This is a genomic window from Betaproteobacteria bacterium (assembly GCA_009377585.1).
GTDB lineage: Bacteria > Pseudomonadota > Gammaproteobacteria > Burkholderiales > WYBJ01 > WYBJ01.
Genome location: WHTS01000013.1, coordinates 20643 through 42048, shown reverse-complemented (window position 1 = coordinate 42048; position 21406 = coordinate 20643). Strand labels below are relative to the sequence as shown.

Here is a 21406-nt window from a genome sequence, read left to right as displayed (position 1 = left end):
ATGAACACGTCATATAGCGACATACCGCCCCGGATCCGTATCGAGGACGTTACGGTCGGCTACGACGGACACCCGGTGCAATCGGGCATCGACGCCGACATCGGCGCGGGCGAGATCTTCGCCATCGTGGGCGACAGCGGCTCGGGCAAGAGCACCCTGATGAAGGCCATGATCGGGCTGCTGCAGCCACAGTCCGGGCGCATCCTGATCGAGGCACGCCCCGACGGCATGCCGCGCGACGGTGCGCCGGATTTCGGCGTCCTGTTCCAGGGCGGCGCGCTCTGGACGTCCATGAGCGTGCTCGACAATGTCATGCTGCCGATGGAGCTGCACGGCTATGCGCAACCGGGCGCCCGCAGCGCGCTGGCGCGATTCAAGCTTGCGCTGGTGGGGCTCTCCGGCGCCGAAGCGCGTTATCCGGCGAGCCTGAGCGGAGGGATGCGCAAGCGTGCGGCGCTGGCGCGCGCGCTCGCTCTCGATCCATCCGTGCTGTTCCTGGATGAGCCCTCGGCCGGGCTCGATCCGCTCTCTTCGCGTCGCCTGGACGAGCTCATCTCGAGCCTGCGCGCGGGCCTCGGTATCACCGTCGTGCTGGTGACGCATGAGCTGGAAAGTCTGTTCAGCGTGGCGGACCGCATGCTGTTCCTCGACGGCGAAACGCATCGCCCCATCGCGCTCGGCCCGCCGGCCGAGCTGGCACGCGCCGCGCAGAGCACGAAGGTGCGCGAATTCCTCGCGCGCAGAGGCGTCGAATCGAGACCCGAAGTGGAGGCGGCGACGTGAGCTTACCGGGCGAGGGGCCCCACGCAGTGGGGATCGACCGCAAAGCGAATCGACGCCGGCCGCCGACGGCTTGGCCGTTGACGTGCGATGTGCGTTCGGAGGCGGCAGCATGAGCCGGCGCGCACCGACCACGATCGGCCTGTTCGTGCTCGGCGCGCTCGCCCTGATCGTGGCTGCGATCTTGTTGTTCGGCCGCGGCGCGTTCTTTGCCGATCGGCTGCGCGCAGTCAGTTTCTTCAGCGGTTCGGTTGCGGGCTTGCAGGTCGGCGCCGCGGTGACTTACCGGGGCGTCGAGGTCGGCCAGGTGAAAGCGATCGGCATCCGCATCGAGCCGAAAGTCTTCCGCACCATCGTGCAGGTAGACATGGACCTGGTGCCCGACTCGGTGCAGTTCTACGGCGGCGAGCTGCCGATGGACGAGACCTTGGTGCCCACGCTGGTTGAGCGCGGCCTCGCCGCGCAACTGGTGAAGCAGAATTTCGTGACCGGGCTCCTGACCGTGGATCTCGATTTTCGCCCCAAAGCCGAGTCGCGGAAGGCCGAGACCACCTGGCCGACGGAGATTCCGACCGTGCCCACGGATCTCGAGGAGCTCGCCCGCAAGGCACGCAACATCGACTTGCCCGCGGCAGTGGAAGCACTGCAGGGCACGCTTGGCGCACTCAATCGCATCCTCGGCTCGCCCGAGACCGCGCAGACGATGCAGGAGTTGCCGCTGCTCGTTGCCCAGCTGCGCCAGACCCTGAAGACGGTCGACACCGAAGTCGCGGGCCTTTCGGACACCGTGCGCGCAACGATGACGACCAGCGCCGGCTCGCTCGACAAGACGCTGCAATCGGTGCAGGCCCTTGCCGCGACGCTGGAGCGCGAAGCGGCCAGCACGGCCGCCTCGGCCCGATCGACGCTGCAGCAGGTGGACAAGACCATCGCCGGTGCCGATGCCGCACTCGCTGCGCTGCCTCCGGCGCTCGAAACAACGCAGCAGGCGCTGGAAGGGGCGAGCCGGGTGCTCGACCCGCACGGACGCACGATGATCCAGATCCAGCGCGCCGTGGACGATCTGGCCGCCGCGGCGGCGCGACTGCGCAGCCTGGCCGAGCGCGCCGATCGCGATCCGAGCATTCTCATTCGGGGACGATGATGACGACCGTGCACGGCGCATTCGTGACATTGGGTTTAATGATGCTTGCTTCGAGATCCGAGCATTCTCATTCGGGAACGATGATGACGACTGTTCGCGCGGCATTGGTAACATCGGGTTTGCTCATGCTCGCTGCATGCGCGTCCGCGCCGCCCACGCTGGTAGCGCTGCCGGCGCCGCCGCCCGCCGCGCCGAGCGCCGCAGCGGATTCAGCCGCGGAGCCGACGATCCTGCTGCGGCACGTGAGCGTACCCGGCTATCTGGATGGCTTCCCGGTCGTGACCGGCCGCCAAGGCGAGACGTTGATCGTGGCGGCCGATGCCGAATGGGCCGAGCGGCTGTCGGATGCCGCGGGGCGCGTGCTGCGCGACGCGTTGTCGCAACGGCTCGGCCCCGGGCGCGTGTTGATCGAAGGCGACGGCCGCATCCCCGATGCCGACCTGACGATCGAGCTTCTCACGCTGGACCCGCTCGACGGCCGTCTTGCACTCGATGCGCGCTGGAGCTTCGTCGCCGCCGGAGGCGAGCGTGCCAATCACTCGGGTCGCACGCAGCTCGACGTACCGCTCGCCTCGGCGCAGCCATCCGCGGTGGCCGCAGCTACCGCGCAGGCATTGGGCGAATTCGCCAGCGCGCTCGCGCGCGAGGCGGCGACGCTACGCTCTCGCAGCAATACCCCGCCGTAGCGCCGCAGCAAAGACCGCTTCATACCCCTTGTATGTTTGCCCCAAGGGCTATGGTTGTCTTCCCTCTCCCTTCGGGAGAGGGATCGAGGGTGAGGGGAGGGGAGGAAAGCGCGTGCCTCAAAGCTCGGTGTGTCGAGCAGCATTCGCCTGCGCCACGGTATCCCATACCGCGATGAACATGGCGGCGATCAGCGGCCCGATGACGAAGCCGTTGATGCCGAACATCGCCATGCCGCCCAGAGTCGAGATGAGCACGATGTAGTCGGGCATTTTCGTATCCTTGCCCACCAGGATCGGGCGCAACACGTTATCCACCATGCCGATCACGAATACGCCGAAAGCGACCAGCACGAGCCCTTTCACGAGCGAAGCCGTGACCAGGAAGTAGATCGCGACCGGTACCCACACGAGCGCCGTGCCCACCGCGGGCAGCAGCGACAGGAACGCCATCACCACGCCCCAGAACACCGGCGCGTTGATCCCCAGGATCCAGAAGATGAGTCCGCCCAGCGCCCCCTGCACGACCGCGACCACGAGACTGCCCTTGATGGTCGCTCGCACCACGGCCGCGAACTTCGTCGCCAGGTTTTGCTGCAGCGTGTGCTCCAAGGGGACCGCGGAGCGGATGCGCTGGGCGAGCCGGTCGCCGTCGCGCAGCAGGAAGAACAGCAGATAAAGCATGATGAAGAAGGCGACGATGAATTCGAGCGTGTTGGTTCCGACCGTGAACGCCTGCGTGGCGAAGAACTGGACGCCTTTCATCAGTCCCGCCGACAAGCGTTCCTGCATCGTGGCGAAATCGGTCAGCCCCGATTCCTCCAGCCATCCGGTCGCCCACGCCGGCAGCACTCCGATGATCTGCTGCAGGTAGCGCGCGAAATTGAGCTCCCCCGACTGCACGCGCTGGTAAACGCCCAGCCCTTCCTGCACCAGCATGCCGGTAAGGATGGCCGCCGGCAGGATCACCAGCACCACGATGACGAAGGTGGTGAGCAGCGCCGCCGGCGTGCGCCGCGCCCGCCCGCCGAGCGTCAGGCGCCGGAACATCGGGCCGAACAGGATCGCCAGCATCGTCGCCCAGAATATCGCGCCATAAAACGGCCGCAGGATCCAGATGAAGGCGGCGGTGATGAGGATCACCAGAAACACGAAGGTCTTGTCTTGGGGCATGGCGGCGGCATTCCGTTCATGTTGGGCGCAGGGCGTGCGCGAGCCATAGGGCGGCCGCGAATACGAGCACCGCGCCGCCCTGGTGTGCAGCGCCGAGCACGACCGGCACGCGCAGCAGCAGCGTCGTGATTCCGAGACTCACCTGCAAGGCAGCCGCGGCCAACAGGCAGCTCGCTGCCAGTCGCGCCGCGGGCGGCACCGGGTTGCGCCGCGTGGCCCACCACATGAGCGGCACGACGATCATGAGCAGCCACGCGATCAGGCGATGATCGAACTGCACCGTCGCCATGTTGTTGAAGAAGTTCAGGTGCCACGGTTCGAGCATGAAGATCTCGGGCGGGACGAAGTGGCCGTTCATGAGCGGAAAAGTGTTGTAGGCATAGCCGGCACGGATGCCGGCTACGAGGCCGCCGCTCAGGATCATCAGGAACACCAGCGCCACCAGTGCGAGAGCGCCGCCGGAGAGCCGGGTGCGATGCGCGGCCCGTCCTGGGCTCGGCTTGAGCATGTCGAGCGCGATCCAGAACATCGCGGCAAAGATGGCGAAGGCAAGTCCCAGGTGCGCGGTGAGCCGGAAGTGGCTCACGCGCGGATCGTCCACCAGGCCGCTCATCACCATGTACCAGCCCATCGCGCCCTGCGCCGCGCCCAGCAGGAAAACGAATCCGAGCCGCCAGGCGTAATAGCGGTCGAGACGCTTGCGCAGCAGGAACCCGAGATAGGGCAGGAGAAATCCCAAACCGATCAGCCGGCCCAGCAGCCGATGAATGTATTCCCACCAGAAGATGCTCTTGAACTGCGCGAGGCTCATGCCGAGATTGACCTGCTTGTATTCCGGCGTGAGCTTGTACTTGTCGAACAGATCGAGCCACTGCGCCTCGCTCAGCGGCGGCAGGGTGCCCACGATCGGCTGCCACTCGACGATCGAAAGTCCCGATCGGGTGAGACGCGTGATGCCGCCGACCACGATCATGACGAACAGCAGCGCGCATAACGCAAACAGCCAGGTTGCGACCTGCCGGCGTGTCCGGTCGTCCATGCGCGCTCGCGCCATGCTCACCAGTACGCGAGCACGGCGCGTTCATCGATGCGGTTCGGGAATTCGCGCAGCGGCGCGTTGCCCTTGATCGATCGGCCATCGAGCACATCGAACTCCCAGCCGTGCTTCGGGCATACGAGCCGAGTTCCTTTCACCGCGTCCGCGGACAGCAGGGTGGCCTGGTGCGGACAATGTGCATCGTATATTCGTATCCCGTCCTCGGTGCGATGGACGAGCAGCGGCTTGCCATCGACCTCGATGCGGGCCGTCTCGCCGACCTCGAAATCATCCAGTGCGCAGACTCGATGCCAGCCGGTTTCACCCAGAAGCGCATCGGCCCGGAATTCGGGAAGGTCCATCGCGAGCAACACGTCGACCGCCCAGACGATCCGGGTGAGCCCGAGGGCCGGAAACGCCATCAGCAGCGCATCCAGCACTTCGATCGGTTGCGCGCCTTCCTTGAGCGCCCGACGCAGGTATTGCCGGAACCCGGCTTCGGTTTGCGCATGAACCTTGGTGATGACCGAGATGAGCGCCCGCGTCTTCGGGTCGAGATGGCGCCCCGCTTCGCGCATGAAACGGAAGTAATGGCCCATGGCCTCGGGCCGAACCTTGAGCAGGTAGTCGAGTGCGTCGCTCATTCGATCTGTTCCTGAACCGGCGCGGGAGCCTTCGATCCCTCACGCCACCCCTTGTATGTTGTCCAGGGGGTGTGCTTGTCTTCCCTCTCCCTTCGGGAGATGGATCGAGGGTGAGGGAAAATTACGCGTCGTGCTCACGACTTCCCTCAACCCCAACTCCTCTCCCGAAGGGAGTTTGAAGCGAAAGGCTGCTATTGTCGGATGCCATCGACGCTGCGTCCAATGGTGTCGCGACGCGGCACGATTACAATAGCGCGCGCACCGATCACGGATGCTGCATCGGCGTAGCTCGCCGACACACATATATCCCTTCGCCTCAATGACGGCATGGGTAGACAAAGGAATTCGCGCCCATGCGCCACGAGGAATGCCGCTGCTCGCCCCCGCGCCTGCCACGCCCGGCTGGAAGAATGTCGTCGTTCATGGCCCAAAGTGCATCGAGAAGGATATTGCTCGTATCGGCCATGTCGATCATGGCCATGGCAGATGCGAATGCGACCTGCGGCCTGGCCTACTGCATGGTGAATACCAACTGGAACCTGTACGGGCTCGTGGCCGAGCCTGGCCTGCGGCTCGATATGCGCTATGAGTTCGTGGACCAGGACCAGCCTCGCGCCGGCTCCAGGAAGGTGGGTGTCGGCGAGATTTCCAAGCATCACGACGAGGTGCGCAGCATCAATCGCAACCTCGTCTCGACGCTCGATTACACGTTCGATCGCAACTGGGGCGTGAGCGCCGTCGTTCCCGTCGTGCACCCGAGCCACCGCCACATCCATAACCACCGCGGCACGCCGATTGCCGAAAGCTGGGACTTCACGCGGTTGGGGGACATCCGTGTTCTCGGGCGGTTTCAAACTGCCGCGAGCAATCCGGCGACGGGACGGTTGAGTTTCTTCGGCATCAATTTCGGTCTGAAGCTTCCCACGGGCAAGCACGATGTTCGCAACGACGAGGGAGCCCTCGCGGAACGCTCCTTGCAGCCAGGCAGCGGCACGACCGATGCGCTGATCGGCGGTTTTTTCAGCCAGGTCATTCCCGGCTTCGACTCGTCGTGGTTCGCGCAGGTGCTTGTTCAGACCCCTCTCGATAGTCGCCAGGACTACCGCCCGGGCAAGCGCTACACCCTGGACGTGGGCTATCGGTACGAAGCATCCGAGAACGTCGGCCTCATGCTGCAGGCCAATATCCAGGTCCGACGCCGGGACCGCGGCGCGCAAGCCGAGCCCGAGGACACGGGTGGCCGCTTCGTCCACGTCAGTCCGGGCATCAGCTACTCGCTTTCGAAACGCACCCAGCTCTACGGGTTCGTGCAATTGCCCGTATATCAGCACGTGAACGGCGTGCAACTGACGGCGGATTGGGCTGCCGTCGTGGGGCTCACGACCCGCTTCTAGTGCGGTGAATCGTAAATTCGGAGTAGTTCGTCATTCCCGCGCAGGCGGGAATCCAGAGTGAGCTTCGAGACGCCTGCACCGACTCGGGCCGTTTACAATAGGATAGGCCGATCTGTCGGAGCCTAGTCCTTCGCCCGGGTGGTGGAATCGGTAGACACAAGGGACTTAAAATCCCTCGCCCTAATACGGCGTGCCGGTTCGAATCCGGCCTCGGGCACCAGTACCGAAATTCAATCGCCGTCATTTGCCGCCATATCAGACGGGCCATGAAGCCTATATCGACGAATTGCCCTATGAAACACTGCCCGGCTAGCGCCGAATGGTCAGGTGATGGCTGGATTTGACGACCCAATCTAATGGGGGGTACATTCGCGGGGTACAGACGGGTTTTAGGCCCGCAGGGAGATACCCCCATGGCACTGTCCGATGCTCGCATCAAAGCGGAGAAGGCCGGCGACAGGCAGCGCAAGCTGTTCGACGGTGACGGCCTCTTTCTTCTCGTCCATTCCAACGGCTCGAAATACTGGCGCCTGAAGTTCCGGCTGCATGGCAAAGAGCGGGTGCTTGCGCTCGGGGTCTACCCGGCCGTCAAGCTGAAGCAGGCGCGCGCGGCACGCGACGAGGCGCGCAGCCTGATCGCCGAAGGCAAAGACCCGGTCGTAACGAAGCACGAGACGAAGCGCGAGCAGATCGAGCGCGCGGCGAACTCGTTCGAGGCGGTGGCTCGTGCTTGGTGCAAGCGCAAGGTATCGGACGCCAAGCGGCGGCGGAAATGGTCTTCGGACCACGGCGACCGTGTGCTGGATTCGCTGACGCGCGACGTGTTTCCGTACATCGGCCGGCGGCCGATTGCCGAAATCACTACCCCGGAGATTCTGCGCCTGCTCGATCGGGTGATTGCCCGTGGCGCCTACGATGTAGCGGGCCGCATCAAGCAACGCTGCTCGTCGGTGTTTCGCTACGCGATCGCCACCCACAAGGCGACGTACAACCCGGCCGCGCAGATCGATCCTGAGGCGATAGAGGCGCCCGAGGTTCAGCACCGCAAGTGGATCAAGCGCGACGAGCTGCCGGCGTTCCTGGAGCGTCTGGAGGGCTACGACGGGCATCCGCTGACCATACTTGCGCTGCGCCTGGTGCTGCTCACGTTCGTGCGCTCCGGCGAGCTCCGCGGCGCCCGGTGGGATGAGTTCGATATGGACCGGGCCGAATGGCGTGTTCCTGCTGCCAGGATGAAGGGCGGCAGGCAGGGGCACATCGTCCCGCTGTCGCGCCAGGCGCTGGAGGTCCTGGCCGAGATCAAGAAGCACTCGTGGCACGATGACCTGCTGTTTCCTGCGACGACCGGCGGCGGCAAGGTCATGAGCGAGAATACGCTGCTCTATGCGCTCTATCGCATGGGCTACCACGGCCGCGCCACGGTGCACGGCTTCCGGTCGACGGCCAGCACGATCCTCAATGAGATCGGCTTCAAGCCGGACGTTATCGAGCGGCAGCTCGCGCACGTCGAAGGGAACAAAGTCCGCGCCGCGTACAACCATGCGCAATACCTGCCCGAGCGCATCCAGATGATGCAATCATGGGCCGACTATCTGGACGCAGCGGCGCGCGGGCGCAAAGTTCTCCCGATCCGCAAGGCAGCAGGGTAAGACCCGCGCCGGCAACTCTCAAAACTCGATGGCTGGAATGGCGAAGGTAAGATTGAATTGTCGCGCCTAGGCTGATCACCGAAACGCCGGCACCTTCACCGGCTTGGCGCGACTTCCTCGCTTGAAGGAAAGCACTGGAAGGCGTGCTATGAGCCTGTCGGACGAAGGGGCGAATGCGCTTCGCGAGTGTATCCGAATTCTCGCGCCATACTACGACGCGCGGATGCGGCAACGCATGGTGGAACACATCGAAGACTGCATCAAACAAGGAATCGTGCCCGCTTGGTCGTGCGACGATATCGTGCGTCTCTTTTATCCAAACGATCCTGCAGCGACTTCTAAACTTTGCAAGGCAATGGAACAGGCCCACCTTAGCGGCGAACTAGTCGGAATCCTCGATCTTCCTCCGGAGCGATTTAGCGCCTGTGGCCGTCGCTTCCTGACGATGCCCGCGTGCAGCCGTGTGTGGTGCGCGCGCTATTCGGCGGCATTGCAGAGCCAACGTATCGACGTTGGGTCAAGAAGGGCCTAATCCCGAAAGCGAAGCACGGCACGCATAGCGCCGGCGAGATCAGAGCAGCGCTTACTGTAATCGCCTGAGCGAGCGAGCCGCTGCATGACGCGACTCGAAGAAGAAACGCCGGAGCGGAGTGAATACCTGGCCGGCGCCAGGGCGACGCGACCGCAAACGCCGCCCTGGTCGAGGCGGACAGCCGCTTAGCATGTCGCCCGAACAGATCGCTGACGCACTCGGCGGTGCACGGCGCGATGGTGCCGGGTTTGTGGCGATATGCCCCTGCCATGACGATGCGCACCCGAGTCTGGCACTGCACACAGGCGACGATGGCCGGCTGCTCTGGCACTGCCGCGCCGGCTGCTCGCAGGATGCCATAAGCGATGCACTTACCGCCCGTGGGCTGATCAATGGGCGTGCGCACGAGCCGACGACACGCCAAGCGACGGTGCGCTCCCGAGCGACGGTGCGCAAGTCGCCAACGCCAACACCAGCACCAACACCGACATCCATCACGATTCGAAGACACTATTCGCCATGAATTCGGATGGCACGGGCGGATCTGTGCCAGCGCCTTGCTCGAGCCAGACGACGGATAGGTGCCCAATTTCGAACGAGGCCAGGAAGCTCGACGATTTCTCGCTGCTGGGCGGCCCGCTGCACCGGCTCGGACAGCGCCTCGGACTCGTCCGAGGCGGATCGAACACGGTTCCTTTGGGACTCGCGCTGGGCGTGTCCTGTTGGAGCATCCTGCTGCTGCTGGCAGCGATCGAGGGCATCGTCGATCAGGTTTTTTCCCTCTCGGTGATCGGCGGGCATGTTCGCTTGCTGGTCGCCATTCCGCTGTTCTTCTGGTGCGAAAGCCTGCTGGATCCGCGAATGGCCGTGTTCGTGCACACGATCGTGCGTTCGGGCGTCGTTCCGGATACGGTATTGCCGGCCTTCGACGCCGAGCTCGCACGCATCAGGCGATGGAAGGACTCGTGGCTGCCGGAGTCGGTGTGCCTGCTGGCGGCCGTTGTGATGTCCACGATTGCCCCGGTGCTGCCCCTGCTCGGATCGACTGCGACGGGCCCCGTCGCGAGCGAACCTGGCTTGACGGCTCAGTGGTACTGGCTCGTGTGCCTCACGCTCTTTCGCTTCCTTGTTCTCCGGTGGCTGTGGCGCATTTGTCTTTGGTCGTACTTTCTTTGGCGCGTGGCGAGGCTGGAATTGCACCTCGTGCCGACGCATCCCGACGGCGCCGGCGGGCTGGGATATCTGGAGGTGGTGCATTCCGAATTCGCCCTGCTGATTGTCGCACTCTCGTCGCTGCAAGCGGCCATGCTGGCGGAGAGCGTTGTCTCCGGCACGACGACGCCGACGGCGATATACCCGGCGATCGCATTCGTGCTCGTCATCGAAGCAGCGATGTTCCTGGGGCCGATGTTCGTTTTCGCCCCGCAACTCTGGCTATGCAGAGTGAAGGGCCTGGATACGTACATGCAGCTTGCAGCGCGCTACGTGAACGAATTCGAGAGGAAATGGCTGGGTGCAGCCGCGATCCGCCCAGATGAACTGTTGGGCACGGGGGATGTGCAGTCGATGGCCGACTTTGCCACCAGCGTCGGCATCGTGCGCGATATGCGTCTGATTCCGGTGAGCCAGCGGCTGCTGGTCACGTTTGTGGCATCCGCGGTCCTGCCTCTGTTGCCCCTCGTATTGTTGTTCTTTCCGACCGACGAACTGGCGCAGCGGTTACTCAAGATGCTGTTCGGCCTTTGACCTTGCCGACATCGAGACGATTCGAACGATGACCTCCAGCGATCAATCCATCACCGATCTCACGCGCGCGTCCGCAATGCGCAATGTCCCGGTCCGAATCGCCGCCGCCCTGGGACTGGGTTTGCTCGGCGTGCTCATGCTTGCAACCAGCGGTTGGGGCGTGCTCGCGATCATCAACGCCGGCCCGTCCGACGATGCGCTGCGCAATGGCCTGGCGGTGGCATTCGCGCGGTGGCATCGCTGGGCGCGCTGATCGCACTGGGCTGCCGCCGCTGGCGCTGGCGGGCCCTCGTGGCTTACGTCGCATTATTCGCAGGGCTGCTGCTGTGGTGGAGCGCCCTGGAGCCATCCAACGACCGCGACTGGCAAGCCGACGTGGCGGTGTTGCCGCATGCCACGGTCGGGGGCGATTTCGTCACGCTGCACAACATTCGCAATTTCGCCTACCGCAGCGAGACCGATTACACCCCCGCCCACTACGGCAAGCGCTTCGATCTGAGCAAGCTGGAAGGGGTCGATCTGGTGGCCGTCTACTGGATGGGGACGGCTATCGCACACATCTTCGTCAGCTTCGCCTTTGCCGGCGGCGACCAGCTCGCTGTTTCCATCGAGACGCGCAAGGAACGGGGAGAAAGTTATTCCACGCTCAAGGGATTCTTCCGTCAGTACCAGCTCTACTACGTGGTGGCCGACGAGCGTGACGTGGTTCGCCTGCGCACCAACTATCGCCGCGATCCGCCGGAGGACGTCTACATCTTTCGCATGCGAGGCCCGATCGAGAACGGCCGGCGACTATTCATGGAGTACGTAAAGAAGATCAACGCCCTCAAAGCGCAGCCCGAGTTCTACAACACGCTCACCACCAACTGCACGACCAACATCTGGTTTCATACCCTGGTCAATGCCGGACATCCACGGTTCAGCTGGAAGATCCTGGCAAGCGGCTATGTACCGGAGTACCTGTACGACACGGGCCGGCTCGATACCGGCGTGGCGTTTCCGGAGCTCAAGCAGCGCGCTCATGTCAATTCCCGGGCGCAAGCCGCAGATAGCGCCGCGGACTTCTCCCTGCGCATCCGCGCGCATCCGGTAACGCCGACTGCCAGCGGCGCGGGCGGAATCATCGAGAAACCGGGGCGCTGAACGCATGATCGCTCGCCCGAATTCGAATAACACGACATCGCTTCAGAAGGCAGGCGAAGAATGTTGAGCCAACTGCGTTGCAAACCATTTACAGCAGCCGCCTTCTTGGCCGTCGCCGCCATGCTGCCCAGCGTGGCGCTGCCTGCAACGCCGGACACGGGTTCCGCCGCCGGTGGCACGACGCGACCGAAGATTTGCCTGGTGTTATCCGGAGGAGGCGCGCGTGGCGCGGCGCACGTCGGCGTGCTAAAGGTATTGGAGGAATACCGTGTACCGATCGACTGCATAGCCGGAACCAGCATGGGCTCTCTGGTAGGTGCAGCCTACGCGACCGGCATGAGTGTCGCGGAAATGGAGAAGATCAACGCCAGTATCTCGACCGAGCTGCTGTTCAAGGAACGCCCGCCGCGGCAGGAGCGATCCATTCGGCAGAAACAGGAGGACATCAAGAATTTCGTAGGTCCCGAGATCGGGATCGGCAGCGGCGGTTTGACGCTCGCCAAGGGCCTGGTCACCGGCGTGCAGCTCGAGACGGTATTGCGTCGGCTGTCGAAGGTAAAGGGATTCCACCGCTTCGATGATCTTCCGATCCCGTTTCGTGCCGTTGCGACGGACCTGGTGACCGGCAAAGCGGTCGTCTTCAGCGAGGGCGAGCTCGCGAATGTCATGCGCGCCAGCATGTCCGTTCCCGGAGCGGTGGCGCCCGCGGAGTTCGGCGGCATGATGCTGGTCGATGGCATGCTCACCAGCAACCTGCCGGTGGAGACGGCGCGGGCAATGGGTGCCGACATCGTCATCGCCGTGAATGTCGGCACACCCCTTCTGAAGCGCGAGCAGCTGAACGGGATTCTCGGTGTGAGCAGCCAGATGTTCAGTATTCTCACGGAACAGAATGTCCAGGTTTCCCTGGCTTCGCTGAAGAGCACCGACATCCTCATTTCCCCGGACCTGGGAGATTTCACGACAGGCGACTTCGACAACCTGCCAAAAATCGAGCCCCTCGGCGAAGCGGCTGCGCGCAAGGTGGCCGATCAGCTCGCGCGGCTCTCGCTCCCGGCAGCCGAATACGCTGCGCTACGCCAACGCCAAACGGTGGAGGTAGTGCCCGACCTGCAACCCGTCGACGAAATCCGTTTTGCGCCCATGCGCAGCGTCAATCCGCGCACCGCGCAGGCAGGCATGGAAACTCGGTCCGGACGGCCAATCGACCAGCAAGTCCTCGACCGCGACATGCGCCGCATCTACGGAACGGGAGACTTCGAACACGTGAGCTACCGCTTCCTGGAGGAACCGAGCAAGCGAGTACTGGTGGTCGATGCGATCGAGAAATCCTGGGGCTTGGACACGCTGCGGTTCGGGATCGGCCTTTCCAGCGATTTCAAGGGCGATGCGTACTTCAATCTGATCGGCAGCTATCGGAAACGCTGGCTCAACACGTTGGGCGCGGAATGGCGAACCGACCTACAGATCGGCCGCACCAGCAGCGTGGGGAGCGAGTTCTACCAGCCGCTGACTCCGGAGGGCCAGTTCTTCGTCGCACCGCGTGTGAGTTACGAGCGCCGCTCGGCCGACCTCTATCAGGGCGATCGCCGCATTGCGACCTACGATACGACATCCGCCCTTGCGGCCGTGGACCTTGGAAGCGTGATGGGCCAATATGGCGAGCTGCGCTTGGGAATCGAGGGCGGCACGCTCGAGCCGAAGCTCGACACCGGACCCGAAACCCTGTCCCCCGGGGCGTCGAACGTTACTCGAGGAGCGTACACGCTTCGTCTGCTTTTCGATCGAGCCGACAGCGTGCATTTCCCGCGCAACGGGTGGCGCAGCGGGATGAGGCTGTACAAGTCGACAAGCCAGCTGGGCGCCGACGATGACTACGCCAAGTGGGACGCCGAAGCGACCGGCGCGTATTCGTTCGGTAGTCACACGTTCAATGTCGCTCTGAAATTCGGCGGCAAGATCGGGTCGAATTCGCTGCCGCGCTTCGATTTGTTTCAATGGGGTGGCTTCTTGCAGCAATCGGGATACGCGACCGGTCAACTGGTTGGCGAGAACATGAAATTCGGCCGATTGATGTATTACCACCGAATCCTCCGAGGGACTCTGCTGGAGGGCGCGTACGGCGGCGCTTCCATCGAATTCGGCAAAGTCGGCAATCCGCTGGAGCAATGTGGTAGACGCACGCCCCGAGGCGAGTATGATTCTTCGGTGAGGTGTACGTCGCATGAGTATCGATGACCCGGTCGGTTACGAGCTGCGGGCGGACGGTCGGCCGATAGGCATATTCCGCTCGCTCGATCAGGCGCAGCGCATCGCGGCCGATCATATCGACGCGGGTCGCGATGTCGAGATCAGATCTTTGTCGGCCTCCGTGCCGGGCATGAGCTGGCGCTACGATCATGCGCGCGCAGCATGGGACGAAGGCCGACCGCGCAGCGAGCTGCAAAAGGCGGCGCACACCGGTACTGCGTCCATCCTTGCGGACTGCGACTCGGCACATGCGTTCCTGGATATTGCGCAGGCCGCCGCCGATCAAGGCAGCTTCGATCGTAACCTCGCGCTGGCGCAACGCGCGCTGGCTGCGGTGGATTACTTCCTGGGGCAGTTGAATGTCGACGCGCCGCTGCGCGACGAGGTTGTCGCCGCTCGCGACAAGCTCAGAACGCGGATCGAAGGGATGAGGCGCGCATGATCTCGCCAGGGCTTCGAGCGTACCACCTGGCACTCGGCGCAGCATTGCCGACAGCTTGCCGGTCAGCTCCTTGACCGACTTCGCCGGCACGGACGAATGGGCGCTTCACCCCGCCACCCGGCGCATCGGCTCTTCCCGTAAGATGCGCTCGATATCCTCGATGCGGGCGGGTTTCGTGAGGTGATGGTCGAAGCCCGCCTCGCGCGCACGTTCCCGATCGTCCATCGCCCCCCAGCCCGTAACCGCCACCAGCACCATCGTTCGACCCCACGGTGCTTGCCGGATACGCCGGGCCACCTCGTAGCCGGTGAGACCGGGCATGCCGATATCCAGCAGCGCGGTATCGGGCTGATAGTTGTGCGCGATCGCCATCGCTTCGACACCATCGAGTGCGACCTGCACGTCGTTGCCCTGCAAGCGCAGCATCGTGGCCAGCGATTCGGCAGCGTCTCGGTTGTCGTCGGCGATCAGAATCCGGCGCGGCACGCTCTCGGGAGGCGCGATCTGCGTTCCCGCAACCAGCTCCAGCCCCTGAACATCGGCAAGAGGCAGGCGGACCGTAAACTGGCTGCCCCGTCCCAGGCCGGCACTGGCGACGCTGGCGGCGCCGCCGTGCAACTCGGTGAGCGCCTTTACCAGAAACAGTCCGATTCCGAGGCCGCCTTCCGAGCGGTCGCGCGCCGGATCGGATTGGGCGAAGATCGAAAAAATCTTCGGCAAGTCTTCTGCGGCGATGCCAATGCCTTGGTCCGCGACCGTCACTTCAGCATGCGTGTCCTTGCGCGCGGCGGTGAGGGCAATCATTCCGCCGCGGTTCGTGTATTTGGCGGCATTGTTGAGCAGGTTGGCGAAGACCTGGGCGAGGCGGACGGCATCGCCGTCGATATAAAGAGGCTCCTGTGGGATGGCGACGGAGAGCTTATGCCCGGCGCGATCGATCGCCGGCCGCGTGGCCTCGACCGCCGCTTCGATCACCGATGCCAGGGTGAGGCGTTGCTTGCGCAACTGCACCTTGTCGTTGGTGATTCGAGCGACATCGAGCAGATCGTCGAGCAGCCGGGTCATATGGCGCACCTGTCGGTCGATCACCTCGTGCGCCCGTTCTTGCGCGGCGTCGCCGCCGCCGTAGCGCCGCAGCAGCTGGAAGCACGTGACGATCGGCGCGAGCGGATTGCGCAACTCGTGTGCGAGCGTCGCCAGAAAGCGGTCCTTGCGGCTATCCGCCTCGCGCAGCGCCGACTCCGCGTGCCGGCGTTCCCGGATCTCATCGCCCAGCGCCGCCAGCATGTAATTGAATGCCTCGGCGAGCACGCCGGTTTCCGTTCCCGGCTGCGGCGCGACGCGAACACTGTAGTCGCGGCGCTCGACCACCTGCTTGGCCGCGTCTGCCACGACCAGGATGGGGCCTGTCACCGATTGTTGCAGCCGATGCGCGAGGAACAGGGCGATACCCAGTACACCCGCCATGACTGCGGCGAGAATGGCGAGATAGCGCAGCGCCCGGTCATAAAGAAGCGAGTTCATATGGAGGTAGACCGTGTTGACGGCCCCGTCGTCCTCGTGAACGGTATGAAAGCCGCGCAGCCGGTCGCGTTCGAAATCAACCCCGCTGGCGTTCGCCATGGGAGGCGGCTTGGATGCACCTTTGCGCGCATAGGAAGCAAACAGACGCCCGTCGGCACGGTAGATGGCCGCAGCCTGCAAGTTCGGATTCTGCTCGAACAGGCGCAACGCCCGGTTGGCCTCCTTCACGTCATTGAACGCGACGGCCGCTGCCGAGGCGCGCGCGAGCATGTCGGCCTGCACTTGAAAGTCCGCCAGCTCCGCGTTACGGAACGCGCCGATATCCAAGGCGATCAAGGCGATCGCGTTGATGAGTAGCGCCGTTGCCGTCGTCAGCAACACCACCCGGGTCACGCTGCGCCGGATCGAGGCAGGCTTTGGCATGCGGGTGTTCTTGAGAAGCTCCGGAGCGTCCGGCGTCGTCTGCTAGACTACCATTTCGCGCACCCGACCTCGGGCTTTCGAGCGACCGGACGATAAATCGAACGATGAGGAAGATGACGGTGAGGTCCACGTGAAGCGAAATCTGGAGCTCTCCCTGGTCGCGCAAAACGCCTTCGATCCGTACCACCGGGAATGGGGCGATCGGACCAGCGCCGAAATTGCCCGATCCATTTTTGTGACACTCCTGTGGCGGCATTAAATGCGGATACGATTTGCTTACCGATTTGCCTACCGATTTGCCTACCTTGTGTTGCTCCTTGGGTTTATCGCCGTCGGTGGCGGCGCGCGCGCGCAAGCGCCGCTACGCGCTTCAGCCGCCGAGGTGAAGGCGGCCTTCCTCTACAACTTCGCGAACTTCGTGACGTGGCCGGAAAGTACCGGCGCTCACAAGGAAGTCGTCATCGGCGTGCTCAGCAACGAAGATGTGGAGATGCACTTGCGCCGCAGTTCGCCTGGGCAAACCGCACCCGGTCGCCCCGTCAGCGTCCGGCGCGTGGAAAGCGCAAACGATTTGAGCGGCGTGCACATCCTTTTCATTGGCGCAGCCGAAACCGATCGTCTCGGGCGCATTCTCGGGCTCGTGGGGCACCGGCCTGTTTTGACCGTCACCGAGGTTGCCGATGGATTGGAGCGTGGCAGCATCATCAACCTGGTGACCACGAACCGGGTCCAGATCGAAATCTCTTTGGCGGCCGCCGCAAATGCCGGGCTGCAGCTCAACTCGCGCCTCCTTGGCGTAGCGACGCGGATCAAGAAAGGCGAAAAAGGCGGCGCTTTGATGTACGCGTACCGGTACACGCCGCTTCCGGGTCGGCGTGAGGGTTTCATTACCACAGCGCGCCGTTTGCACTAGCGGCGCAGCGCGCAGGCACGCCGCCGGAGCAGGACGCAAGGGACGTTGCGGACCCTGACTCGCGCCGGGAGATGCGAGTGTCCCGCCGGCAGCGTACACAGTGCTCCGAGCAATTGCCAGACCCGGGAATAACCCAATGAGGATTTCCCGGGTTTCCTGGGCAAACTGGGCGCAGTAGGGTTTGATTCAGTGCGCCTGTCATCCGCAACTCGAGGCCCGATCATGCGTACCGAATCGTTCAGTAAACCGGAATCGACCGGGTGCAAGACCCCGCGCTCCGGGATAGGCAGCGCGGATTTCCTCCTGCTCGAAGCGCGAACGGCCGAGGCATATCTCGACATGGCTCAACGCTCGTTCGACGACGAGGTCCAGCGGCGCAGCGTTTCGCGCGCCCGGCGCGCATTGACCGCCATGACCTACTTCCTGGCGGAGTCGGCCGGCGGCGACGAAGACGCTCAGCTCATCCGCCGGGTACGCGACGACTTGCGCGCGCGTCTGAACAAGATGACGCGATGAAAGGCGTGGCGCAGACAACCTTGCATCGGCCTCGGTGAAGGTGCGCCTGAAGCTGGTGCACGATCGTGGCAATGTCCTTCGCGCGCCGCAACGCTCCGGTGCAGGCGGCCCACGGGCTGGTTAGCCCTCCGGCATGACGACGGTAAACGCCGACGGCATGTCGACCGCAATGTCGAGGTTGCGCTCAGCGGCCGCGCGCAGGCACCGACACCGTCCGGTTCGAGACCGGGCCCAGTCGAACCATCACCTCCGCAGGCCGGCATTCGAGCGCCGACAACTCGAAGCGCCGGCTGACCTGGTAATCCTTCTGCGCAGTGTCCTTGCCCTGGTGATCGATCAGGCGCGCCACCACGGAATGACCGCCGCCGGTCGGCTCGCACTTGTCCCAGGTGAGCGCGAAATCGTGATTCGGGTTGGTGCCCTGGTAGGCGATCGCGATGACCAGCGCATCGGACGACGCATCGTATTCGGCGCCCAGTATCGTCTGGCCCAGCGCGGGCGTCGGGACGAGAAGCCAACATAGCAGGGCGCAACCGAGCGTCCTGGCAATGCGGCGGTAGCATTTTTGCCGGCACGTTGGCAACGCGCATTCGACAACGGTGCTTCGGTCGACGGTCATTGCATCTGCCTCCATGAAAACCCGGTGCGGCTTGCCGCCCTCAACCGGTGTCTTCCCGTATCGGCTCGCCGCGGCTGCGAGCGAGCACCGCATTGATCTCGGCGCCGAACAGTAGCACCGCGGCCGAAAGAAAGAAATACAGCAGCAGCACGATCACCGCACCCATGCTGCCGTAGGTCTTGTTGTAGCTGGCGAAGGTCTGCACGTAGAGGGCGAACGCGAACGAGGCCGCGACCCAGGCCGCCACCGCCGATACCGCGCCCGCGGTGACGAGTCGAAAGGGCTGTTTCAGGTTCGGCCCGGCGTAGTACACCATCGATACCACCAGGATGAGCAGGAACACGATCAGCGGCCAGCGTATCCAGCCCCATAGCAGAATGAAGTAGGCATCGAGCCGCACATAACGCGCGGCCCAGGCGAGGAGCTCGGGGCCGGTGATCATCATTCCCGCGGCGATCACCAGCATGAGCGCGAGCGCCAGGGTGTAGAGCAGCGAGACGAGGATGCGCTTCCATGCCGCGCGCCGCTCCCGCACCTCGAACACCACGTTGAGCGCATTCATCGTTCCGAGCACCCCCGCGGACGCCGACCAGATCGCGAGTGCGACGGCAACCGACATCAGCCCGCCGCGCGGCGTTTCGACCTCGGTCACAACCGTATTCACCAGCTCCATCGCCTGATCCGGCAGCATGTACCCCGCCTGTTCGCGCAGCCAGTCGAACATCTCGGGCACGCCCAAAAAACCGAGCAGCGTGACGAGAAACACGAGGAAGGGAAAGAGCGAAAACAGCAGGCGGTACGCGAGCGCCGCGGCGTAGGTCGACATGTCGTGGCGACTGAAATCCGCCACGGCCTTCCTGCCGATGCCGAATGCGTTCCGGACGGGGGCTTTCGCAGAGCTAAGGCGCAGGCTCGACATGGGTCAGGCTCCGCGATGCAAGGGGCGCGGCACGCACGCCACGCCGCGACGGCAAGCGCGTCCGCTATATTTTCTCGACAACGCAACCGGTTCAGCGGTTCCGACCGGCGGCATTCGCCTCGATGGCGAACGGCTTGCCGTTAGAAGCACTGCGCAAAGAACCGACCTCGATCTCGCTTTCCAGCGGCAGACCTCACTTGCGTCATTGAGGAAGATGCAAAGAGCTTAGCGCAAACTGCGCCCGGCGCAACGTGCTTAAAGCGCGCGCGGACTCGCCTCCGGATGGTGTAAAGTTCGAGCGCGCTGTCCAGCAAGTGGGCTAATGAGGCTCGCGGCCGATCCCGACGCGGCGGACGGCGTGGGCCGCGTGTGCGGCAAACAACGTTGAGTACAAAGAGGAGGAGGTAACATGGCAGTGAAGTTCGTTCGATTCGCGGCGCAGGTATCGGTCACGCTGGCCGCGTCCGCCCTGGGCTTTGGCGCGGCCGCGGCACAGAATTTCCCGACCAGGCCGATCCAGTTCATCGTTCCCTACGGGCCGGGCAGCGGCAACGATCTCATTGCACGCGTGATCGCGCAGAAGATCGGCGACAGCATGGGAAATCCGCTGGTGGTCGAGAACCGCAGCGGGGCGGCCGGCGCGATCGGCACCGAGCTCGCCGCCAGGGCCACGCCCGACGGCCATACCATTCTCATCGCCAGCACCAGCCAGACCATCAATCCTTACGTGACCAAGGTCAATTACAATCTACAGAGGGACTTCGCCGCCATCATTCGGCCGGCGACGCTGCCTTATGTACTCGCGGTTCCGGTCACTTCGTCAGCGAAGTCGATCAAGGAGCTGGTCGCGCTGTGCAAGGCGAATCCGGGCAAGTTCAGCTACGCCGGCACCTTCGGCTCGGCATCGCATTTCATGGGCGAGATGCTCAAGTCGGCGGGCAAGATCGACATCTCGCTCGTCTCCTACAAGAGCACCAGCGACGCGGTCCCCGACGTGATCTCCAATCGGGTCGGAATCTGGTTCACCACCACCGCGACCGGCATTCCGCTCGCCAAGAGCGGAAAGATCCGCATCATCGGCGTCTCCGGAAAGGAGCGTCTGCCGATTATTGCGGATACGCCCACCATGGTCGAGGCCGGCTTTCCGACGCTCGATGTCCCCGTCAACTTCTACGTCCTGACCGCCGCGGCCTCGCCCAAGACGGCGGTGGAGAAATTGAACCAGGCGTTCGTCAAGGCGCTGTCGAGCAAGGAAGTGAAGGACAAGCTCGCCGCGCAGGGCGTGGAGGCGAGCGTCACCACCCCGGAAGAGGCCAGCAAGATCCTGCGCAACGAGATCGCGAGCTGGGGGCGGGTGGTCAAGGAATCCGGCGTCAAGATGCAGTAACGTTTCGGCCGACACGCTCGGAACGCTCGCGAGCGCCGGCAACGGGGCATCGGCAAAGGCCTACGCGCACAGGTACGCTCAAACGCCGCCGGCCCCGCTATCATAGGGGCAGTACGCGCGGGACTCGGCGAAACACCCCATCGGCATTCGGCCGGCCTGCCGCGACTTCTTCAACAGCGGAGCTTCGAGCTTGCCGGAAGCTCGTCTCGCCGCAACTCCATTTGCGCGCTAGTATGGCGCCCTATGGCGATTCGAGTGGAAAGCCACGCGGGTTATCGCGGCGAGCAGGAGCCGCGCGCCTTCTGGCTCGGCGAGCGGCGACTCGAAGTGCTGGAGATCGTCGACCGCTGGATCGGGCCCGAGCAGCGCTGGTTCAAGGCGCGCGCGGACGACGGGGATCTCTACATCCTGCGCTACGACGAAATGCCCGACGCCTGGGAGCTCGCGGCATTCACCCGCTCGGATAGAACGTGATCGCGCCGCTGCCGC

The 21406-nt window shown here is 64.0% G+C and carries 18 protein-coding genes, 1 tRNA gene and 2 pseudogenes; 15 read left to right on the top strand and 6 right to left on the bottom strand.

The features are described from left to right. The 3 genes from GEV05_06960 (at nt 1) to GEV05_06950 (ending at nt 2610) form a co-directional block, all read left to right on the top strand. Nucleotides 1-783, top strand: coding sequence for an ATP-binding cassette domain-containing protein (locus GEV05_06960; protein ID MPZ43125.1), 783 nt, complete (start codon nt 1-3; stop codon nt 781-783). A 109-nt stretch (nt 784-892) separates the two neighbouring features. Next, nucleotides 893-1924: an MCE family protein gene (locus tag GEV05_06955; GenBank protein MPZ43124.1), complete on the top strand. Its 1032-nt coding sequence runs from the start codon at nt 893-895 to the stop codon at nt 1922-1924. Next, entirely contained in the window at nt 1921-2610 is a 690-nt protein-coding gene (locus tag GEV05_06950) for a hypothetical protein (GenBank protein MPZ43123.1), read from the top strand. Before GEV05_06955 ends, GEV05_06950 begins: the two co-directional genes overlap by 4 nt. A gap of 117 nt (nt 2611-2727) precedes the next feature. Here GEV05_06950 and GEV05_06945 read toward each other — a convergent pair whose 3' ends face one another. From GEV05_06945 to GEV05_06935, 3 genes are read right to left on the bottom strand one after another with little or no spacing between them, the layout of a single operon-like run. Next, nucleotides 2728-3780: an AI-2E family transporter gene (locus GEV05_06945; GenBank protein MPZ43122.1), complete on the bottom strand. Its 1053-nt coding sequence runs from the start codon at nt 3778-3780 to the stop codon at nt 2728-2730. Between the two features lie 16 nt (nt 3781-3796). Next, nucleotides 3797-4819 (bottom strand): heme A synthase, encoded by a 1023-nt coding sequence (locus GEV05_06940; GenBank protein MPZ43121.1) that lies wholly within the window; start codon nt 4817-4819, stop codon nt 3797-3799. Between the two features lie 17 nt (nt 4820-4836). Beyond that, nucleotides 4837-5460 carry a Rieske 2Fe-2S domain-containing protein gene (locus GEV05_06935; GenBank protein ID MPZ43120.1) on the bottom strand — a complete coding sequence of 208 codons (624 nt, stop codon included), beginning with the start codon at nt 5458-5460 and terminating at the stop codon, nt 4837-4839. Between the two features lie 578 nt (nt 5461-6038). Here GEV05_06935 and GEV05_06930 point away from each other — a divergent pair. The 8 genes and pseudogenes from GEV05_06930 (at nt 6039) to GEV05_06895 (ending at nt 14616) form a co-directional block, all read left to right on the top strand. Continuing rightward, the gene (locus GEV05_06930; GenBank protein MPZ43119.1) at nt 6039-6854 is read left to right on the top strand and encodes a hypothetical protein; all 816 of its coding nucleotides are present in this window, start codon (nt 6039-6041) and stop codon (nt 6852-6854) included. A 132-nt stretch (nt 6855-6986) separates the two neighbouring features. Beyond that, nucleotides 6987-7074, top strand: a tRNA-Leu gene (locus GEV05_06925). A 193-nt stretch (nt 7075-7267) separates the two neighbouring features. Then, entirely contained in the window at nt 7268-8503 is a 1236-nt protein-coding gene (locus GEV05_06920) for a tyrosine-type recombinase/integrase (protein ID MPZ43118.1), read from the top strand. Nucleotides 8504-8651: 148 nt separating this feature from the next. Then, complete coding sequence (locus GEV05_06915; GenBank protein ID MPZ43117.1) at nt 8652-9035, top strand: hypothetical protein; 384 nt, start codon at nt 8652-8654, stop codon at nt 9033-9035. 588 nt (nt 9036-9623) lie between these two features. Beyond that, the gene (locus tag GEV05_06910) at nt 9624-10781 is read left to right on the top strand and encodes a hypothetical protein (protein MPZ43116.1); all 1158 of its coding nucleotides are present in this window, start codon (nt 9624-9626) and stop codon (nt 10779-10781) included. Between the two features lie 76 nt (nt 10782-10857). Continuing rightward, nucleotides 10858-11924, top strand: a pseudogene (locus tag GEV05_06905) (DUF4105 domain-containing protein). A gap of 60 nt (nt 11925-11984) precedes the next feature. Continuing rightward, nucleotides 11985-14136, top strand: a pseudogene (locus GEV05_06900) (BamA/TamA family outer membrane protein). A 12-nt stretch (nt 14137-14148) separates the two neighbouring features. Next, complete coding sequence (locus GEV05_06895) at nt 14149-14616, top strand: hypothetical protein (GenBank protein MPZ43115.1); 468 nt, start codon at nt 14149-14151, stop codon at nt 14614-14616. Nucleotides 14617-14721: 105 nt separating this feature from the next. On the opposite strand, the gene GEV05_06890 is transcribed toward GEV05_06895, so the two are convergent. Continuing rightward, nucleotides 14722-16563 (bottom strand): response regulator, encoded by a 1842-nt coding sequence (locus GEV05_06890; GenBank protein MPZ43114.1) that lies wholly within the window; start codon nt 16561-16563, stop codon nt 14722-14724. A gap of 259 nt (nt 16564-16822) precedes the next feature. Here GEV05_06890 and GEV05_06885 point away from each other — a divergent pair, with 259 nt between their 5' ends. After that, nucleotides 16823-17476, top strand: a complete 654-nt coding sequence (locus GEV05_06885) for a DUF4154 domain-containing protein (GenBank protein MPZ43113.1) — start codon at nt 16823-16825, stop codon at nt 17474-17476. Nucleotides 17477-17698: 222 nt separating this feature from the next. Continuing rightward, entirely contained in the window at nt 17699-17992 is a 294-nt protein-coding gene (locus tag GEV05_06880) for a hypothetical protein (protein MPZ43112.1), read from the top strand. 184 nt (nt 17993-18176) lie between these two features. Here GEV05_06880 and GEV05_06875 read toward each other — a convergent pair whose 3' ends face one another. Both GEV05_06875 and GEV05_06870 read right to left on the bottom strand, forming a co-directional pair. Further along, a complete protein-coding gene (locus GEV05_06875) occupies nt 18177-18611 on the bottom strand; it encodes a hypothetical protein (GenBank protein ID MPZ43111.1) in 435 nt (144 codons plus the stop codon). 40 nt (nt 18612-18651) lie between these two features. Continuing rightward, entirely contained in the window at nt 18652-19530 is an 879-nt protein-coding gene (locus GEV05_06870; GenBank protein MPZ43110.1) for a YihY family inner membrane protein, read from the bottom strand. A 409-nt stretch (nt 19531-19939) separates the two neighbouring features. Between GEV05_06870 and GEV05_06865 the strand changes: the two genes are divergently transcribed. Both GEV05_06865 and GEV05_06860 read left to right on the top strand, forming a co-directional pair. Beyond that, nucleotides 19940-20917: a tripartite tricarboxylate transporter substrate binding protein gene (locus GEV05_06865; GenBank protein ID MPZ43109.1), complete on the top strand. Its 978-nt coding sequence runs from the start codon at nt 19940-19942 to the stop codon at nt 20915-20917. A gap of 243 nt (nt 20918-21160) precedes the next feature. Beyond that, on the top strand, nt 21161-21391 hold the full coding sequence (locus GEV05_06860; protein MPZ43108.1) for a hypothetical protein: 231 nt from the start codon (nt 21161-21163) through the stop codon (nt 21389-21391). The last annotated feature ends 15 nt before the right edge of the window (nt 21392-21406 follow it).

What these genes read in the sequence shown, in the direction of transcription:
- GEV05_06860 (MPZ43108.1), top strand. Translation starts at nt 21,161, where the DNA reads ATGGCGATTCGAGTGGAAAGCCACGCGGGTTATCGCGGCGAGCAGGAG.
- GEV05_06865 (MPZ43109.1), top strand. Translation starts at nt 19,940, where the DNA reads ATGGCAGTGAAGTTCGTTCGATTCGCGGCGCAGGTATCGGTCACGCTG.
- GEV05_06955 (MPZ43124.1), top strand. Translation starts at nt 893, where the DNA reads ATGAGCCGGCGCGCACCGACCACGATCGGCCTGTTCGTGCTCGGCGCG.
- GEV05_06895 (MPZ43115.1), top strand. Translation starts at nt 14,149, where the DNA reads ATGAGTATCGATGACCCGGTCGGTTACGAGCTGCGGGCGGACGGTCGG.
- GEV05_06890 (MPZ43114.1), bottom strand. Translation starts at nt 16,563, where the DNA reads ATGCCAAAGCCTGCCTCGATCCGGCGCAGCGTGACCCGGGTGGTGTTG.
- GEV05_06880 (MPZ43112.1), top strand. Translation starts at nt 17,699, where the DNA reads ATGCGTACCGAATCGTTCAGTAAACCGGAATCGACCGGGTGCAAGACC.
- GEV05_06940 (MPZ43121.1), bottom strand. Translation starts at nt 4,819, where the DNA reads ATGGACGACCGGACACGCCGGCAGGTCGCAACCTGGCTGTTTGCGTTA.
- GEV05_06875 (MPZ43111.1), bottom strand. Translation starts at nt 18,611, where the DNA reads ATGACCGTCGACCGAAGCACCGTTGTCGAATGCGCGTTGCCAACGTGC.
- GEV05_06920 (MPZ43118.1), top strand. Translation starts at nt 7,268, where the DNA reads ATGGCACTGTCCGATGCTCGCATCAAAGCGGAGAAGGCCGGCGACAGG.
- GEV05_06935 (MPZ43120.1), bottom strand. Translation starts at nt 5,460, where the DNA reads ATGAGCGACGCACTCGACTACCTGCTCAAGGTTCGGCCCGAGGCCATG.
- GEV05_06885 (MPZ43113.1), top strand. Translation starts at nt 16,823, where the DNA reads ATGCGGATACGATTTGCTTACCGATTTGCCTACCGATTTGCCTACCTT.
- GEV05_06960 (MPZ43125.1), top strand. Translation starts at nt 1, where the DNA reads ATGAACACGTCATATAGCGACATACCGCCCCGGATCCGTATCGAGGAC.
- GEV05_06950 (MPZ43123.1), top strand. Translation starts at nt 1,921, where the DNA reads ATGATGACGACCGTGCACGGCGCATTCGTGACATTGGGTTTAATGATG.
- GEV05_06930 (MPZ43119.1), top strand. Translation starts at nt 6,039, where the DNA reads ATGCGCTATGAGTTCGTGGACCAGGACCAGCCTCGCGCCGGCTCCAGG.
- GEV05_06945 (MPZ43122.1), bottom strand. Translation starts at nt 3,780, where the DNA reads ATGCCCCAAGACAAGACCTTCGTGTTTCTGGTGATCCTCATCACCGCC.
- GEV05_06870 (MPZ43110.1), bottom strand. Translation starts at nt 19,530, where the DNA reads ATGTCGAGCCTGCGCCTTAGCTCTGCGAAAGCCCCCGTCCGGAACGCA.
- GEV05_06915 (MPZ43117.1), top strand. Translation starts at nt 8,652, where the DNA reads ATGAGCCTGTCGGACGAAGGGGCGAATGCGCTTCGCGAGTGTATCCGA.